This window comes from Embleya sp. NPDC056575, from assembly GCF_042793325.1.
Lineage (GTDB): Bacteria > Actinomycetota > Actinomycetes > Streptomycetales > Streptomycetaceae > Embleya.
The window spans coordinates 1-16,007 of record NZ_JBHTVA010000032.1; the positions used below are offsets into that span (position 1 = coordinate 1).

At 72.2% G+C, this 16,007-nt stretch carries 14 protein-coding genes and 1 riboswitch; of the genes, 10 read left to right on the forward strand and 4 right to left on the reverse strand.

Going from position 1 to position 16,007, the window contains the following annotated elements:
• Nucleotides 1-1,410: 1,410 nt before the first annotated feature.
• Both ACFRCG_RS24825 and ACFRCG_RS24830 read left to right on the forward strand, forming a co-directional pair.
• The gene (locus ACFRCG_RS24825) at nt 1,411-2,442 is read left to right on the forward strand and encodes a DUF916 domain-containing protein (protein ID WP_380034927.1); all 1,032 of its coding nucleotides are present in this window, start codon (nt 1,411-1,413) and stop codon (nt 2,440-2,442) included.
• 42 nt (nt 2,443-2,484) lie between these two features.
• The gene (locus ACFRCG_RS24830) at nt 2,485-3,633 is read left to right on the forward strand and encodes a hypothetical protein (protein ID WP_380034930.1); all 1,149 of its coding nucleotides are present in this window, start codon (nt 2,485-2,487) and stop codon (nt 3,631-3,633) included.
• Nucleotides 3,634-3,706: 73 nt separating this feature from the next.
• On the opposite strand, the gene ACFRCG_RS24835 is transcribed toward ACFRCG_RS24830, so the two are convergent.
• Together ACFRCG_RS24835 and ACFRCG_RS24840 are read right to left on the reverse strand one after the other, a co-directional pair.
• Nucleotides 3,707-5,188, reverse strand: a complete 1,482-nt coding sequence (locus ACFRCG_RS24835) for a trehalose-6-phosphate synthase (RefSeq protein ID WP_380034933.1) — start codon at nt 5,186-5,188, stop codon at nt 3,707-3,709.
• A 195-nt stretch (nt 5,189-5,383) separates the two neighbouring features.
• Nucleotides 5,384-6,361 carry a glucosyl-3-phosphoglycerate synthase gene (locus ACFRCG_RS24840; protein ID WP_380034936.1) on the reverse strand — a complete coding sequence of 326 codons (978 nt, stop codon included), beginning with the start codon at nt 6,359-6,361 and terminating at the stop codon, nt 5,384-5,386.
• A gap of 192 nt (nt 6,362-6,553) precedes the next feature.
• Nucleotides 6,554-6,707, forward strand: a riboswitch (SAM riboswitch).
• Between the two features lie 16 nt (nt 6,708-6,723).
• Between ACFRCG_RS24840 and thrC the strand changes: the two genes are divergently transcribed.
• The 7 genes from thrC (at nt 6,724) to ACFRCG_RS24875 (ending at nt 14,548) form a co-directional block, all read left to right on the forward strand.
• Nucleotides 6,724-7,998: a threonine synthase gene (gene thrC, locus ACFRCG_RS24845; protein WP_380034939.1), complete on the forward strand. Its 1,275-nt coding sequence runs from the start codon at nt 6,724-6,726 to the stop codon at nt 7,996-7,998.
• Nucleotides 7,995-8,273 carry a MoaD/ThiS family protein gene (locus tag ACFRCG_RS24850; protein WP_078976705.1) on the forward strand — a complete coding sequence of 93 codons (279 nt, stop codon included), beginning with the start codon at nt 7,995-7,997 and terminating at the stop codon, nt 8,271-8,273. Before thrC ends, ACFRCG_RS24850 begins: the two co-directional genes overlap by 4 nt.
• A 421-nt stretch (nt 8,274-8,694) precedes the next feature.
• Nucleotides 8,695-8,898 (forward strand): cold-shock protein, encoded by a 204-nt coding sequence (locus tag ACFRCG_RS24855; protein WP_020557826.1) that lies wholly within the window; start codon nt 8,695-8,697, stop codon nt 8,896-8,898.
• 905 nt (nt 8,899-9,803) lie between these two features.
• Complete coding sequence (gene groL / locus ACFRCG_RS24860) at nt 9,804-11,432, forward strand: chaperonin GroEL (protein WP_379999334.1); 1,629 nt, start codon at nt 9,804-9,806, stop codon at nt 11,430-11,432.
• A gap of 140 nt (nt 11,433-11,572) precedes the next feature.
• On the forward strand, nt 11,573-11,785 hold the full coding sequence (locus tag ACFRCG_RS24865; protein WP_380034942.1) for a hypothetical protein: 213 nt from the start codon (nt 11,573-11,575) through the stop codon (nt 11,783-11,785).
• A gap of 238 nt (nt 11,786-12,023) precedes the next feature.
• Nucleotides 12,024-13,544: a hypothetical protein gene (locus tag ACFRCG_RS24870; protein ID WP_380034945.1), complete on the forward strand. Its 1,521-nt coding sequence runs from the start codon at nt 12,024-12,026 to the stop codon at nt 13,542-13,544.
• Nucleotides 13,541-14,548 (forward strand): ARPP-1 family domain-containing protein, encoded by a 1,008-nt coding sequence (locus ACFRCG_RS24875; protein WP_380034947.1) that lies wholly within the window; start codon nt 13,541-13,543, stop codon nt 14,546-14,548. The genes ACFRCG_RS24870 and ACFRCG_RS24875 overlap by 4 nt, the downstream gene beginning before the upstream one ends.
• Here ACFRCG_RS24875 and ACFRCG_RS24880 read toward each other — a convergent pair.
• The gene (locus ACFRCG_RS24880; protein WP_380034950.1) at nt 14,512-14,895 is read right to left on the reverse strand and encodes a hypothetical protein; all 384 of its coding nucleotides are present in this window, start codon (nt 14,893-14,895) and stop codon (nt 14,512-14,514) included. The two genes, ACFRCG_RS24875 and ACFRCG_RS24880, sit on opposite strands and share 37 nt — an antisense overlap.
• A 78-nt stretch (nt 14,896-14,973) precedes the next feature.
• On the opposite strand from ACFRCG_RS24880, the gene ACFRCG_RS24885 reads away from it, so the two are divergent.
• Complete coding sequence (locus ACFRCG_RS24885; protein WP_126640748.1) at nt 14,974-15,243, forward strand: DUF4031 domain-containing protein; 270 nt, start codon at nt 14,974-14,976, stop codon at nt 15,241-15,243.
• A 69-nt stretch (nt 15,244-15,312) separates the two neighbouring features.
• Here the strand turns inward: ACFRCG_RS24885 and ACFRCG_RS24890 are convergent, their stop codons facing one another.
• Nucleotides 15,313-15,975 (reverse strand): metal-dependent phosphohydrolase, encoded by a 663-nt coding sequence (locus ACFRCG_RS24890; RefSeq protein WP_380034953.1) that lies wholly within the window; start codon nt 15,973-15,975, stop codon nt 15,313-15,315.
• Between the last annotated feature and the right edge of the window lie 32 nt (nt 15,976-16,007).

Sequence of the window (16,007 nt, forward strand, 5' to 3'; positions counted from 1 at the left end):
GACCGGGCCCGGCGACCGATCACGGCCGGGGCCACGCCCACCCCCGTGGCGCGTCAGCGCCCACGGCCCGGGCCGTGGGCGTGATCGACGCGCGCAGCGCGGAGAGCGGCGGAGCCGCGGAACTTGGGCTGGGTGACCCGGAGCGAAGCGGAGGGGCAGCCGGCCCCGAGCGAGGGGCCGCTTTTTTCTCGGAGGAGCGAAGCGGGGGAGAGAAAAAAGTGGCCCCTCGCGAGCCGGCGCGAAGCGCCCAAAAAAAGGAGCAACGCTGCGGACACGACTCTGGCTCCGCCCTTTGCTTGCGTCGCGACTCCGGTTATCCGATCGGCTTGCGTCGCGACTCCGGTTATCCGATCGGCTTGCGTCGCGACTCCGGTTATCCGACCGGCTTGCGTCGCGACTCCGGTTACCCGACCGGCTTGCGTCGCGACTCCGGTTACCCGACCGGCTCACGTCACGACCCCGACTCCCCCACCGGCTCGCATCACGACCCCGGCTACCCGACCGGCTCACGTCGCGACCCCGGGTTACCCGACCTGCTCACGTCCCGACTCCGACTCCCCCACCTGCTCGCATCGCGACTCCAGTTACCCGACCTGCTCACGTCGCGACCCCGGCTCCCCCACCTGCTCACGTCCCGACTCCGACTCCCCCACCTACTCACGTCGCGACCCCGGTTACCTGACCCACTCACGTCGCGACCCCGGCTCCCCGACCCGCTCACGTCCCGACTCCGGTTACCCGACCGGCTCGCGTTGCGACCCCGGTTACCCGACCCGCTCACGTCACGACCCCGACTCCCCGACCGGCTCGCGTTGCGACCCCGGTTACCCCACCCGCTCACGTCCCGACCCCGACTCCCCGACCCGCTCACGTCCCGACCCCGACTCCCCGACCCGCTCACGTCACGACCCCGGTTACCCGACCCACTCACGTCCCGACCCCGACTCCCCGACCCGCTCACGTCACGACCCCGACTCCCCCCCACTGGCTCGCATCACGACCCCGGCTACCCGACTGGCTCGCGTTGCGACTCCGGTTATCCGACCGGCTCGCGTCGCGACCCCGGTTATCCGACCGGCTTGCGTTGCGACTTCGGTTGCCCGACCGGCTTGCGTTGCGACTTCGGTTGCCTGGAACCCTCTGTCCGAGTCCTTGGTAAGGCCGCGGTCGGCGCGGTTGTGAAGTGGTTTCTCCTCCGCTTCGCCTCCGTCGGGCGCGGAAGGGGGGCGTTGCCGCTGCGCGGCGCCTTTCGGATTTCGGCTCCGCTGCGCTTCACCGGTTGTGCAGTGGGGTGCGGCTCCGCTGCGCTCCGCCGGCGGTGCGCGGATCCGCTCACCACACGTCCGACTCCGACCCACTCGACTCACCGTGCCACCCACCCCGCAGCAAAGCCGCCCCGGGAGCCCCGCAATGCTCGCCCCCCTCCCCCGCCTCCTCTACGTACTCCTGGCCGCCCTACTCCCCCTGGTCGCCCTCACCACCCCCGCCCGAGCCGCCGACGAGTTCACCTGGGGGGTGCAACCAGCCGGCGGGCGCGATCACTTCGTGCTCACCGCCGCTCCGGGCCAGACCCTGGTCGACGTGGTCGGGGTGTCCAACTTCGGTGCCGAGCCGCTGACCCTGCGGGTCTACGCCACCGACGCGGTGCTCGCCGTGGACGGGGGGATGACCCTGCTGACCGGCGCCGAGCAGCCTCGGGACGTCGGCTCGTGGATCGGTTTCGACGCCGAGTCGTACACGATCGCGCCGGGCAAGCGTGCGGACATCCCCTTCCGGCTGACCGTCCCGGCGGGCGCCACGCCCGGCGATCACACCGGCGCCATCGTCGCCTCGATCAAGGCCGCCGCGACCGGGCCCGGTGAGCAGCGGTTCGACGTGGACCGGCGGGTCGGCGCGCGGGTGTACCTGCGGGTGGCCGGTCCCGCGCTGCCGGGGCTGGCGATCGAGGACCTGCGGGTGTCCTACGACAACCCGCTCGCGATGTTCGGCGGTGCCGAGGCGGTGGTGCGCTACCGGGTCCGCAACACCGGCAACGTACGGACCACCGCCCGGGCACGGACCACGATCTCCGGCCTCGGCGGCCGGCAACTCGGCGGTCCGAAGCACGCCACGTTGCCCGAGTTGTTGCCGGGGGCCACGCACGAGGTGGTGCAGCGTTTCGCCGGCGTCGTCCCGGCCGGGCGCCTCACCGTCGACGTGAAGGTGACGGGTGATCCGGCGACCGCGGCCACCAAGTCGACCGCCATATGGGCGCCGCCGTGGTTGCTCCTCGGCGCGATCGTGCTGCTGATCGGCGCGCTGATCGGCCGGATCGTTCGGGGCGTGCGGCGCCGCCGACGGGCCGCCGCCGAGGGCGCAGCGACCACCGAGGCCGGCAGCCCCGCCGACGGGTCGAAGCCCGCCGACACCCGCACCGAGGCCACCGCCGACCCGACCGGCTGACGACCCGCCGTCGTATCGCCCGAAATCCCTTCAGGAGCCGCCATGTTCACCCCGCACACCCCGTCCGCCCGGCGCATGGTCACCGCAGCCGCCGCCGTGGGTCTGACCGCCGGCATCCTCGCCGCGCCGGCCGTCGGCGCCGCCCCGTCGACCTCGACGCCATCGACCACCGCCCCGTCCGCCGCCCCCACCGCGACCGTCTCGCGCGGCGCCGAACTGGCCCCGGGCGGCGACGAGATCACCGTGACCGCTCGCGGCTTCGCCCCCGGCGCGAAGGTCACCGTCGCGCTGTACGGCGGCGACACCGTCGACCCCAAGGGCGGCCGCGTGCTCACCGCCGACGGCAACGGCTTCGTCGCGACCCCGCTCGTGGTCGGCACCGGGTTCGCCCCGGACGCCCCTGCGTTCGAGGTCCGGGTCGGGGCCGAGGGCGGGCCCACCGCGAAGGTCGGGCTGACCTTCGCCGCAGCACCCCGATCGTTGCGCGCGGCCACGGCGGCACAGGCCGCGCCGGCCGCGGCCCCTCAAGCGGCCGATGGGGTGAAGCTGACCGTGACCCCGAGCACCGGCCTGGACCCGGCGGGCGCCTCGATCACCGTCAAGGGCTCCGGCTACGCGGCCGGCAGCGGCAACGGGATCTACGTGGTGTTCGGCCCCAAGGAGGCCGACTGGACCACCAACGCGGGCAACTACGGCGCCTCGAAGTGGATCAAGGCGTACGGCGCGGACGGAATCAACCCGGACGGCACGTTCTCGGTCACGCTCACCGACGTCAAGGCCGCGTACAGGAACGGCGCGGGCAAGGACGTCGACTGCCTCAAAACGGCGTGCTACGTGCTGACCATGGCCGCGCACGGCTCCCCCGACCGCAGCCAGGACGCCTTCGTGAAGGTCGCCTTCAAGGGCGGCTCGACCACGACCACCGGCGGCGACACCGGCGCCGGCGCCACCGGTTCGGCAAGCACGGGCGGCACCTCGGGCAGCGCGTCCGCCGGCACCTCCGGTGGAGCCGGCGGGGCCGCGGGAGCCACCGGCGGCTCGGGCGGCACGTCCGGCGGCGGCAACCTGGCACTCACCGGCCCGGCCGGCCTCGCCGCCGCGGGCGCCGTCGGCGCGGCCCTGGTCGCCACCGGCACGGTCGCGGTGGTGATCACCCGCCGACGCCGCGCCGCCGCGCCGACCGCGACCTGAGCACCGAGCCACCCGCCACACGCCGGCCGAATCGCGCGATTCGGCCGGTGTGGCGGCCCGGTCGCCCACCCGGTCAGACGTCCAACGCGTCCAGTTGCTCCAGGAACCACTGCTGCGGGTTGAGCGCCACCGCCGCCGCGGCCAGCCGCTTGGTGCGCTGGAGCCGCTCGGTGGTGTCCATCGTCAGCGCCTCGTGCAGCGCCTCGGTGGTCCGCGAGACGTCGAACGGGTTGATCACGATCGCGTCCTCGCCCAACTCCTCGCACGCGCCCGCCTCGCGCGAGAGCACCAGCGCGCAGCCCCCGTGCCCCTCGTCCAGGAGGGAGACCACCGGCACCTCCTTGGCGACCAGGTTCATCCCGTCCCGGATCGGGTTCACCAGCGCGACGTCGGCCAGCCGATACGCCGCGAGCGAGCGCGGGAAGTCGTCGTTGACGTGCAGGACCAGCGGCTGCCAGTCGCCGGTGCCGAACTCGTCGTCGATCTCCTTGGCCACCCGCTGCACTGCGGCGGTGTACTCGCGGTACTCCGGCAGGTCGTGCCGCGACGGGTAGGCGAACGCCACGTGCACCACCCGGCCGAGCCATTCCGGTCGGGTGCGCAGCAGTTCGCGGTAGGCCAGCAGGCCCCGGACGATGTTCTTGGACAACTCCGTACGGTCCACCCTGACGATCACCCGACGGTCGCCGACCACCTCGCGCAGCCCCGCGAGGCGGGTGTCCACGTCGGCCCGGGACGCGCGCTCGCGCAGGAACTCGGCGTCGGCGCCCAGCGCGTGTACGCCGATCTCGGTCACGTGGCCCGCGTGCGTGACGGTCATCGCGTCCCGGTCCACGTCGGCGCCCAGCACGTCGGCGCAGCAGTCCAGGAACGCCAGCGCCCAGCGTCGGGAGTGGAATCCGGCGTGGTCCGCGCCGAGCACCCCTTCGAGCACGTAGCGGGCGATGTCGTCGGGCAGCAGCCGGAAGTAGTCCGGCGGCGCCCAGGGGGTGTGCGCGAAGTGGCCGATCCGCAGGTCGGGACGCAGTCGGCGGAGCAGTACCGGCACCAGCGTCAGGTGGTAGTCCTGTACGACCACCTTCGCGCCCTCGGCCGCCTCCTCCGCCAGGGCCTCGGCGAACGCCTGGTTGTACGCCTCGTAGGAGGCCCATTCCTTCCGGAAGCGCGCGTCGAAGACCGGCTTGGAGGGGGTGTCGTAGAGCAGGTGGTGGACGAACCACAGGGTCGAGTTCGCTATGGCGTTGTACGCCCGCGCGAACGTGCCGGGGTCGATGTCGAGCATCCGTACGGCCAGCCCGCCGGTGTCGTGACCGGCGAGATCCAGCCGGCCCGAGGGCGCGGCGCGGGTCGCGGTGCGGTCGGGCTCGCCGAGCGCGGAGCACACCCACACGGCGCCGGTGCCCTGCCCGGCGGTGGACAGGCCGGACACCAGTCCGCCGCCGCCGCGCCGCACCGTGAGTGTGCCGTCGTCCTCCAGGGAGAAGGACACGGGACCGCGGTTGGAGGCGACCAGCACCCCGGCGGGAGCGGGGGTGGCGGGTTGGGGAGCACTCATGCCCCGACCCTAGCCACGCATCCCGGTGCGCAAACCCGGGCCGGGCGAGCCCTGGGTTCGAACGGTGTGGCGAGTATCACGCCCACCGGCCACTACCGCACGTAGTCGGACTGTGCCTCTCGGATATCGGCGAGCCCTTGGCCACCGAGGCGGAAACCCGGGCCGAACGCCGGGGAAACTCTCGGGCCGGGGGGGTCAGCGCCCGACCAGGCGGGTTCGCGCCCGGTACTCGGGCACCTCGGCCATCGGCGGTCGCTCCCGGACGGCGATGTCGTGGGTGCGTACGCGAAAGCCCGCCTCGTCCCGTTCGAACTGGGTCAGCACGGTGTTCGGCGTGGCCGGGTGCGCGCCGGCGGGAGCGCGGCGCAGGCGGCGCTCGACGGCCTGGAGTATCTCCGCCGCCATCCGCCCCAGGCCCGCCTCGTCCTGGTGGTTGTGCCGCCGCACACCGACGTCCACCTGGGCCATCGCGTCCAGGCCGACCAGGCGCAGGGTGTCCACGAGCATCGCGGTCTCGATGCCGTAGCCGCAGGGGAAGGGCAGCTGTTCGAGCAGCGTGCGGCGGGCCGCGTATTCGCCGCCGAGCGGCTGCACGAAGCCGGCCAGTTCGGGCCAGTGCAGGTTGAGCAGGGGACGGGCGACCAGTTCGGTCACCCGGCCGCCGCCGGCGGGCACGATGGTGTCGCCGATCTCCAGCGGCCGGTCGTACATGGCCTTGACCAGCTGGACCGAGGGGTCGGTGAGCAGCGGGCCGAGGATCCCGGTGACGAAGTCCGCCGAGAAGTCCTTCAGGTCGGCGTCCACAAACGCGACGATGTCGCCGTCGGTGACCAGGAGCGAGCGCCACAACACCTCGCCCTTGCCGCGCACGGCCGCGAGCGCGGGCAGGATGTCGTCGCGGTGCACCACCCGCGCGCCCGCGTCGGCGGCCACCCGCGCGGTGTCGTCGGTGGAGCCGGAGTCGACCACCACCAGCTCGTCCACCAGTGGTATCCGCTCGATCAGCTCGGTCCGGATCACCTTGACGATGTCGCCGACGGTCGCCGCCTCGTTCAACGCGGGCAGGACGACGCTGACCCGGGTGTCGCGTTTGGCGTCGAGAAGCCTGTCGACGGGCCAGTCGGCGGCGGCGGAGGACCGCCGTCGGAGCCAGTCGCCCACCTCGTGCGTCACGTTCGAAGATCCCCTGTCGTCGCCGGTGTTCCGGCCTCGGTCGTTCCACCCTTTATCGTCTCGCGAGGTGGACCGGATGATCGACGCGGCACCGGTTCGGTTACAGTCGTCGTCACCGGTTACGACGATCGCACGTCGGACCGGACAAACGCGGACCGGCCACCCGGCGAAGGGTGTGTCCACCGCCATAGCAGCTCATCCAGAGGGGCAGAGGGAACGGCCCGTTGAAGCCCCGGCAACCATCCGATCGTCATTCCTCGTGACGCGCTTTCGGCGCGAGCGAGCGGCCGACGAGTCGGACAGGTGCCAAGTCCGGCCCGTGGGACCCCACGGGTAAAGATGAGGACAGAAAGGCCCTCGCCATGGCGACACCCACCGCCACCCGCACCACCAGCGCCACCCCCACCTCCTTCGGTCCGGCCGTCGCGCTGTCGTGTCGCGAGTGCGGCGAGCGCACGGAGCTCGGCCCGAAGTACGCCTGCGAGTCCTGTTTCGGCCCCCTCGAGGTCGCCTACGAGTTCGGCACCGTGACGCGGGAGCGGATCGAGGCCGGGCCGCACAACATCTGGCGCTACGCGCCGCTGCTGCCGGTGTCCGCGGACGTCGCGTCCCGGCCCAGCCTGAACCCCGGCTTCACCAAGCTCGTCCGGGCCGAGAACCTGGGTCGCGAGCTGGGCGTGCGCAACCTGCACGTCAAGGACGACTCCGGGAACCCGACGCACTCCTTCAAGGACCGCGTGGTGGCGATCGCGGTCGAGGCCGCGCGCACCTTCGGCTTCACCACGCTGTCCTGCTCGTCCACCGGCAACCTGGCCGGCGCGGTGGGTGCCGCCGCCGCCCGGGTGGGCCTGCGCAGCTGTGTGTTCATCCCGTCCGACCTGGAGGCCGGCAAGGTCGTCACGGCGGCGGTCTACGGCGGCGAGCTGGTCGCCATCGAGGGGACCTACGACGAGGTCAACCGATTCTGTTCGGAGCTGATCGGCGACCCGGCCGGCGAGAGCTGGGGCTTCGTCAACGTCAACCTGCGGCCCTACTACGGCGAGGGTTCCAAGACGCTCGCCTACGAGATCGCGGAACAACTCGGCTGGAAACTGCCGGAGCAGATCGTCATTCCCATCGCGTCGGGGTCGCAGCTGACCAAGATCGACAAGGGCTTCCGCGAGTTGATCGCGCTGGGTCTGGTCGAGGACGCGCCGTACAAGATCTTCGGCGCCCAGGCGACGGGGTGCTCCCCGGTGGCCGCCGCGTGGAAGGCCGGGCACGACGTGATCCGCCCGGTGCGGCCGGACACGATCGCCAAGTCGCTCGCGATCGGCAACCCCGCCGACGGCCCCTACGTGCTCGACGTGTGCAAGCGCACGGGCGGCGCGGTGGAGGACGTGAACGACGTCGAGGTGGTCGAGGCGATGAAGCTGCTCGCGCGTACCGAGGGCATCTTCGGCGAGACCGCGGGCGGGGTCACCGTGGGCTGCCTGCGCAAGCTGCTCGAGTCCGGCGCGCTGGACCCGGACGCCGAGACGGTCGTGCTCAACACGGGCGACGGCCTCAAGACGTTGGACGCGGTCACGCCGACGACCGGACCCACCGCGACCATTCGACCCACCCTGGACTCCTTCCGAAAGGCCGGCCTCGCATGAGCGTCTCCGTTCGCATCCCGACCATCCTGCGCACCTACACGGGTGGGGCGGCGGAGGTGTCCGCCGAGGGCACCACGCTCGCCGAGGTCCTGGACTCGCTGGAAAAGGACCACACCGGAATTCGCGCGCGCATCCTCGACGACGAGGGCAAGCTGCGTCGCTTTGTGAATCTGTACGTGGACGACGAGGACGTGCGCTTCGCCGACGGGCTCGCCACGGCGATCCCCGACAAGGGCACCGTTTCGATCATCCCGGCGGTCGCCGGGGGTTGCTGACGCGATAGGCCGAGCGTCCCGATCTTCCTCGATCGGGCACGAAACGGAACCGGGAAATCCGCCGCGCGAGCACCGCGCGGCGGATTTCTTCGTTCCTGCCGAAGGTTGTGCGTAACCCGGGTTTAACCGGCTCCATTTCCCGTCTTTGGCGGCGGCGCGTCGGTAAACCCGTGGTCGGGATCACATCCGATATGTGCTCAAAGTCGTTTTCCTGGTGGATTGAAATACGGCTTTTCCGGAGACTCGCGAAGAATGCGAGTTTTATTCGCTCGGGAATTCTCGTCCGATTGACCTGTTGCTCCGGGCATCCGTCCGGATACATTCAGCCGCGGTCGTAGCAGAGGGCCGGGTCCTTCTGGATACGAACCCGGAGCTGCGGCGTGCAGTATCCGTGAAAGGGCCAGTAACAGGGGAGTTAGGAATGGCTCAGGGCGCCGTCAAGTGGTTCAACGCGGAGAAGGGGTACGGCTTCATCGCGGTCGACGGTGGGGCGGACGTTTTCGTCCACTACAGCGCGATCCAGATGGACGGGTACCGGACGCTCGAGGAGGGGCAGCGAGTCGAGTTCGAGATCTCGCAGGGGCAGAAGGGGCCGCAGGCCGACATGGTCCGCGTCACCGCCTGAACCGGGAGCCATGCGCTCCTCTGCTCCTCTGCTTGAAACGGTCCACACCACGGACTGCACGACACATCGCGGCACACAACGCGCCCGATCCTGTCGGATCCATGACCGGGGCCCGGCCTTCCCGCCAAGCGGGGGCCGGGCCCCGGTCGTTGCCCCCCGGCCCCGACGTGCGGGCGGCGGCGAGGCACGCGGGTGCGGCGGAGCACGGGTCGGGGCCGGACGCGCGAATCCGCTCCGGCGGGAGGCGGCCCACCAGAGCGACGCGGGCACAACCTACGCGGCCGAACCCGCCCCCCGCGCCCGCGCAACCCACAGGCACGGCACCCGAACCCGGCATGGCCACGGACGACCCGGCGGCGCGACCGGCCCCGGGGTGAGCCAGGGCGGGCGCGACGCCCGCACCGGATGCGGGCCCAGAGGCGGCACATCCGAACCCGTCCCGGCCGTGCGGGCGACGCCCAGGGCCCGAACCACGCAACCGCGCAACCACCGCGGGCCCGGCAGCCGGGATTCCCGTTCCGGGCCGGGACGTGCCGGGGCGGGCGGGCCCGGCCGGGGGCCGTGCGGGCGGGCGGGGGCGCACACGTACCCGTGTCGGGCGGCCGAGGCCAGGGCCCGCGACATGTGGATGGGCTGCGCCTCGGGGCCCGGGTGAGGGGTGGGGGTGGGGTGTGTGACACGCGCGGGTGTGGGTCGGGGAGCCCGGACCCGCTCGTTGCGCTTGCACTCGGCATGGTCGAGTGCTAATCATTGGCGTTAGCACTCTGGATGTGAGAGTGACAGAAACGGACCGGGCCGGTGAGGCTCGGCACCCGTGAGGGAGGGATCCTCGCGGTGGTCGGGTCGTCCGTCGCGGGCGCCTGTGCGGTCCGGCACTCACCCCCGTTCTGGGAGGACTTCACCACATGGCCAAGATCATCGCGTTCAACGAGGAAGCGCGCCGCGGCCTCGAGCGCGGGATGAACCAGCTCGCCGACGCCGTCAAGGTCACGCTGGGCCCCAAGGGCCGCAACGTCGTGCTCGAGAAGAAGTGGGGTGCGCCCACCATCACCAACGATGGTGTGAGCATCGCCAAGGAGATCGAGCTCGAGGACCCGTACGAGAAGATCGGTGCCGAGCTGGTCAAGGAGGTCGCCAAGAAGACGGACGACGTCGCCGGTGACGGTACGACGACCGCGACCGTCCTCGCCCAGGCGCTCGTCCGCGAGGGCCTGCGCAACGTGGCCGCCGGCGCGAACCCGATGGCCCTCAAGCGTGGCATCGAGAAGGCCGTCGAGGCCGTCTCCGAGCAGCTGCTCGCGCTCGCGAAGGACGTCGAGACGAAGGAGCAGATCGCCTCCACCGCCTCGATCTCCGCCGCTGACCCCCTGATCGGCGAGATGATCGCCGAGGCCATGGACAAGGTCGGCAAGGAAGGCGTCATCACCGTCGAGGAGAGCAACACCTTCGGTCTCGAGCTCGAGCTCACCGAGGGCATGCGCTTCGACAAGGGCTACATCTCGCCCTACTTCGCGACCGACATGGAGCGCATGGAGGCCGTCCTCGAAGACGCCTATGTGCTCATCGTCAACTCGAAGATCACCTCGGTGAAGGACCTCCTCCCGCTCCTCGAGAAGGTCATGCAGTCGGGCAAGCCGCTCATGATCATCTCCGAGGACGTCGAGGGCGAGGCCCTGGCCACGCTCGTCGTGAACAAGATCCGCGGCACCTTCAAGTCCGTCGCCGTCAAGGCTCCGGGCTTCGGCGACCGTCGCAAGGCCATGCTCGGCGACATCGCCATCCTCACCGGTGGCCAGGTCATCTCCGAGGAGGTCGGCCTCAAGCTCGACACCGCCGGTCTCGAACTCCTCGGCCGCGCCCGCAAGGTCGTCGTCACCAAGGACGAGACCACCATCGTCGACGGCGCCGGTGACTCGGACCAGGTCGCGGGTCGGGTCAACCAGATCCGCGCCGAGATCGAGAACTCCGACTCGGACTACGACCGCGAGAAGCTTCAGGAGCGCCTGGCGAAGCTCGCGGGCGGCGTGGCGGTCATCAAGGCCGGTGCCGCGACCGAGGTCGAGCTCAAGGAGCGCAAGCACCGCATCGAGGACGCGGTGCGCAACGCGAAGGCCGCCGTCGAGGAGGGCATCGTCGCCGGTGGTGGCGTGGCCCTGCTCCAGGCGTCCACCATCGCGTTCGACAAGCTCGACCTGGACGGCGACGAGGCCACCGGCGCGAACATCGTGCGCCTGGCCGTCGAGGCCCCGCTCAAGCAGATCGCGGTCAACGCCGGCCTCGAGGGCGGCGTGGTTGTGGAGAAGGTGCGCAACCTGACCCCGGGTCACGGCCTCAACGCCGCGACCGGCGACTACGTGGACCTCATCGCCGAGGGCATCATCGACCCGGCGAAGGTCACCCGTTCCGCGCTGCAGAACGCCGCGTCGATCGCCGCGCTGTTCCTGACCACCGAGGCCGTCATCGCCGACAAGCCGGAGAAGAACGCCGCTCCGGCCGGCGGCGGCGCCCCGGACATGGGCGGCATGGACTTCTGATCCGCTGAGGATCGGTAGTCCCGACCCACCCGGTCGGTAGGCTCCACGAAAGAGGCGGTCCCCTTCGGGGGGCTGCCTCTTTCGCGTCCCACCGGGCCCTTCCACCACTGTTCGCGTTTCGGCATCTCGGTGTGGAAATCATGTCGGTTGGTCGCCTGTGTGTTCCCGACCCGGTGGTGATGGCCCGGGAAGACGTGGCCACGCCGACTCCGGCGCATCGGATTCTTCTCGTCGCCGAGATCACCTTCCCGAGTAACGCGAGCACCGATCGCATCGACAAGTTGCGGGCGTACGCACACGCCGCCGCGGTGAAATTCGCCGGCATCGCCGGTCGCTCGCTCGTAGGCTCGTGAGGCGACTTCGGGAACTACGTGTTCCTTCTGTCTTGGCGTACAGGCGCTTTTGGGGTGCTTGGGGTTCGAATCCCTGTCCGGGACCCGTGACCTGCCCGAAGTCGCGTGCCATCGCACCCGGGGAACTGCGTGTTCGTACAGTGCCGTTTCCCATGGGTTGGAAGCGGTCCCGGCTCCGTACCGAGACCAACACCGGACCCGCGACCTGCCCCGGGTGCCCACGGGGGAGCCCATTTCGATGACCGAGACCGAGATCGTGCGCGCGCTCAGCGCCGACAACCCCGCCCGTGCCGAGGCCGCCGCCACCGTCGTGCGTTTCCTGGACGTCGCCGTGGCGGCGACCGGACGGGCCTCCTTCTACAACACCCGCGACGAGCAACTCGCCCTCGAAGAGGACGCGCACCGGGCGATGGCCGCGCTGGACCGGCGGCTGTACGCGGGCCTGGTGTGCTCCCCCGGGGCCACCGACCGCAGCCGGCAGCTCGGCGTGTTGCACCTGCTCGGCACGCCCGCCCGCGAGCACGACGGCGACGCCGTCCACGCCGTGGTCGCCGCGCTGACCGTGCCGCGCCGGCTCAAGCTGTTCGCCCTGCTGGCCGAGCGGCGGGTGAACAACGCGCGGGTGCGCCGACTGATCCTGCGCACCGTGCTCGGCTCCACCTCCCTGGAACTGTGGTCGGTGCGCTACCGGGACAAGCTGGCCGCCGCCCTGCGGCACGCGTGGGGTTTGCGGCTGAGCGGCATCCTGCGCGCGATCTTGACCAAGCGACTCGCCGGAGGCGAACTCGACCCGAAGGAACACCGCATCCTCGCCCGCGAGATCGACCGCTGGGCGGCCGACCGGACCGATCCCGCCGCGGTGCGCGAGTGTGTCGCGTTCGTGCTCGGCGCCGAGGGTCCGTACACACTGCCGCTCCCGGTCGCGTATCGGGCCGCCCGCACCGACCTGGCCGCGGGCGCGGCGCTGCCGCTCGAAACCCTGGAGGGGCTGCGCGGCCGGTACCACCCGGACGAGAAGCCGGCCCGCGTCCTGGAGCTGACCGCCGCCCGGCTCACCGTCGGACAGCGGCTGGCCGGACAGCGGCAGGCCGCTCGGGCGGGCGTGACGGTCGAGGTCGACCTCGACCGCTACGACGCGGTCCGGCTCTACCTGTACGCGTTCGCCGAGGGCATGACCGCAGAGGTCGCCGCCGCGCTCGACCGGCGCGCCGCGCGCACCGCGGCCGGGCTCGACCTGGCCGGCCGCCGGGTCGCCCTCGTCCTGGACGGTTCCGCCTCCATGCGCGGCGGCACCGACCAGCCGCTGCGGCCGATCGCCGCCGTGCTCGCCCTGCGCGACGCACTGCGGGCGGCGGCGGGCACCTGCCACGACGTGTGGATCGGCGGCGTCCCGGACGGCCGGCTGGTCCACCCCGCCGGGCCGACCGCCGCCGCCGAGGCCCTGGTCGCCGCGCTGCGTACCGGCGCGGAGCTGATCGTGGTGGTCGGCGACGGCTACGAGAACGCGCCCGCCGGCCGGTTCGCCCAGGTGCTCGACGCGGCGCGCACCCTCGGCGTCGCGGTGCCGGTGGTCCAGCTCTCCCCCGTCCTGGCCGCCGAGGCGGCCGGCCTGCGCGGCTACGCGCCGGACCTGCCGCTTGCCCCCGTGCACCGTCCCGAAGCCCTCGAACTCGCCTGGTGCCGACTGATGTTGGCCGCCGACCCGACCGCCGCGATACCCGCGCTGCTGCGCCTGGCCCACCCGGAGGTGACCGCATGACCACCCTCGCCCACGACACGCTGCCGATCGGCGACCTGCTGGCCGACTGCACCCTCGGGCGGGTGCAGAGCGTCGGTCGTATGCAGGTGCTGCCGCTGCTCGGCGACACCGTCGACGCGCCGACCGTCACCGTGCCCACCGACCTGTGGATCGGCACCAGCGGCTACGGCACGCTCACCTTCGTCAACCACAGCCCGCATGTCGCGCTGGTCCCGTGTCACCTCGCGGTGCTCGTCGAGCGCGGCGCGCAGGACCACGCGATGCCCCGGGCCGCGCTGGTCGAGCCCTCGGGCGAGCTGGCGTTCGACGCGGCGATGTGCGTGCAGCAGACCCAGTCGGGGCTGATCCCGGCGGGGCCGCAGCCGCTCGCCGTGTTGCCGCTCACGCTGCGCGCCGCCGCCTCGGCGAGTGCCGACGCGGACGGGTACAGCCGGCTGTGGCCGGCCGTACAGCGGTTCAACGCCTCCGCCGGCCTCGCCGAGACCGGCAACCTGGTGCTGTTCACGAAGCACTACGCCCTCGAGCTGGAGCGTTTCGTCGCCGAGTTCGAGTGCGTGCCGGACCAGGTCGGCGCGGTGGTGCTGCTCGACGGCGAGGTCGCCGGGATCGAGCGGGCGCCCTCGCGGGCGTACTGGTCGGCGATGTGGGCGCCGCTGATCCGGTTCTGCTACGGCGCGGAGGCGATCCGCCACGGCCTGCACGACCCGGCCGACCCGCCGCCGAGTCGGACCGTCCTGGCCCTGCCCGGCGGCGACGGCGCGGCGGCCGGCGACCCGTACGACGTGCTCGCCGAGGCGCTGCGGGCCGCCGACGCCGAGGAGCAGCGGCGGGCCGAGGCGGCTCTGGGCGCCGGCGCCGACCAGGTGGTGACCACGACCCGGGAGGTCGCCCACGCCGGGGTCACCGTGGGTCGGGCCGAGGGCGAGGGCTGGGTCGGCGCGTACGCGGTGGGCGCCGACCGGCCGATCTACGCGTCCTTGACCGCGCGCTCGTTCGGCGGCTGAGTCGAGGCCAGCGCGCCGAGCGGGGCGATCACGGTGCTGGCCCGCTCGCAGACCCAGTGCGGGTCCTCGCCGAGTTCGGGTTCGAGGTAGAGCGGGTGGTCGTCGTGCAGCGGGCACGGCGGCCATACCCGACCCTGCTCGGCCAGCGCCTCCTGCACGTCCTGGCCGATCAGGCCGGGCACGTAGGCGGCGCCGTCGGGCCACTGCTCGACCCACCACTTGCGCTCGACCAGGGCGTGCTCGACGACGGTCACCGTCTCGGGGGTCTCGGCGCCGTGCGTGCGCAGGTCGGCCAGGACCAGGGCGCGGGCGGTCAGCAGGGCGACGTCGGTGGGATCCTTGCTCATGTGCCCAGTGTGGGTGATCACGGCGGGCCGGCGGGCGCCCGACCGCGGCGGAGCCGAATGTGTACGAGAATCGAGCCCGTGGCTCTTCTCATCGATCCCCCGGCCTGGCCCGGACGCGGGCGGCTGTGGTCGCACCTGGTCAGTGACGTCTCGCATGCCGAGCTGCACGAGTTCGCGCGCGAACTCGGCGCGCCGGAACGCGCGTTCGACCGGGACCACTACGACGTGCCGGCCGATCTGTACGCCCGTGCGCTGGAGCGGGGAGCCGAGCCGGTCTCCAGCCGGGAGCTGGTGGTCCGGCTGACCCGGGCGGGTTTGCGCCGGCGCAAGCGGTACAGCCCGCGCTGACCCCGGCCGGGCGCGCCGCGGGCCCCGGGCGCCGAGCCGGGGCTCGGACCGGGATCCGGCGACCCTGGCTCAGGACTGCTGGCGCGGGATGCTGCCTTCCAGACGCTCCAGTTCGGCGCGCATGTTGAAGCGGGCCGCCTCCTCGTAGCGCGCCGCGCCCAGGCGGGTGTGGAACAGCCGGGGCAGCGACATCAGGTCGCGCAGTACGGCGGCCCGGGCGGCGCGGAACGCCTCGTCCGGGACGAACGCGTACTCCTCGCGCACCGCCGCGGTGTACGCCTCGTAGCGCTCCCGATCGGCGGCCAGGATGGCCAGGTCGGCGTCGCACAACACGTGGGCGTTGTGGTCGTGCTCGCCGGGCGCGTGCTCGGCGGTCACCCGGACCAGGCGGGCCGTCTCGGCCACCAGGGCCGGCGCCACACCCGCCTCGCGCAGCCCGCGCTCGGCGAGGCGCGCGCTGCGCTCCTCGTTGTCCGCCCGGGCCGGGTCGTAGACCGCGTCGTGGAACCACGCGGCGAGCATGACCGCGTCGGCGTCGTCGGCCTCGTAGGCCAGTTCGCCGATCAGGTCGAGCACGGTGCGCAGATGGTCGGTGTCGTGATAGCGGCGGTGCGGCTCGGCATAGCGCGCCAGCAGGCTCTCGACGACGGCGCCGGCCTCGGCGTGCCCACCGACGAGCCGGGCCCACTGGTCCCGCAGCGTCACGGTCGCGGACTCCTGGATGCGTTCCACTCGGCCAGCATGGCAGAACGAGCGAGCGAAGC

What these genes read in the sequence shown, in the direction of transcription:
- ACFRCG_RS24825 (WP_380034927.1), top strand. Translation starts at nt 1,411, where the DNA reads ATGCTCGCCCCCCTCCCCCGCCTCCTCTACGTACTCCTGGCCGCCCTA.
- ACFRCG_RS24830 (WP_380034930.1), top strand. Translation starts at nt 2,485, where the DNA reads ATGTTCACCCCGCACACCCCGTCCGCCCGGCGCATGGTCACCGCAGCC.
- ACFRCG_RS24835 (WP_380034933.1), bottom strand. Translation starts at nt 5,188, where the DNA reads ATGAGTGCTCCCCAACCCGCCACCCCCGCTCCCGCCGGGGTGCTGGTC.
- thrC (WP_380034939.1), top strand. Translation starts at nt 6,724, where the DNA reads ATGGCGACACCCACCGCCACCCGCACCACCAGCGCCACCCCCACCTCC.
- ACFRCG_RS24850 (WP_078976705.1), top strand. Translation starts at nt 7,995, where the DNA reads ATGAGCGTCTCCGTTCGCATCCCGACCATCCTGCGCACCTACACGGGT.
- ACFRCG_RS24855 (WP_020557826.1), top strand. Translation starts at nt 8,695, where the DNA reads ATGGCTCAGGGCGCCGTCAAGTGGTTCAACGCGGAGAAGGGGTACGGC.
- groL (WP_379999334.1), top strand. Translation starts at nt 9,804, where the DNA reads ATGGCCAAGATCATCGCGTTCAACGAGGAAGCGCGCCGCGGCCTCGAG.
- ACFRCG_RS24865 (WP_380034942.1), top strand. Translation starts at nt 11,573, where the DNA reads ATGTCGGTTGGTCGCCTGTGTGTTCCCGACCCGGTGGTGATGGCCCGG.
- ACFRCG_RS24870 (WP_380034945.1), top strand. Translation starts at nt 12,024, where the DNA reads ATGACCGAGACCGAGATCGTGCGCGCGCTCAGCGCCGACAACCCCGCC.
- ACFRCG_RS24875 (WP_380034947.1), top strand. Translation starts at nt 13,541, where the DNA reads ATGACCACCCTCGCCCACGACACGCTGCCGATCGGCGACCTGCTGGCC.
- ACFRCG_RS24880 (WP_380034950.1), bottom strand. Translation starts at nt 14,895, where the DNA reads ATGAGCAAGGATCCCACCGACGTCGCCCTGCTGACCGCCCGCGCCCTG.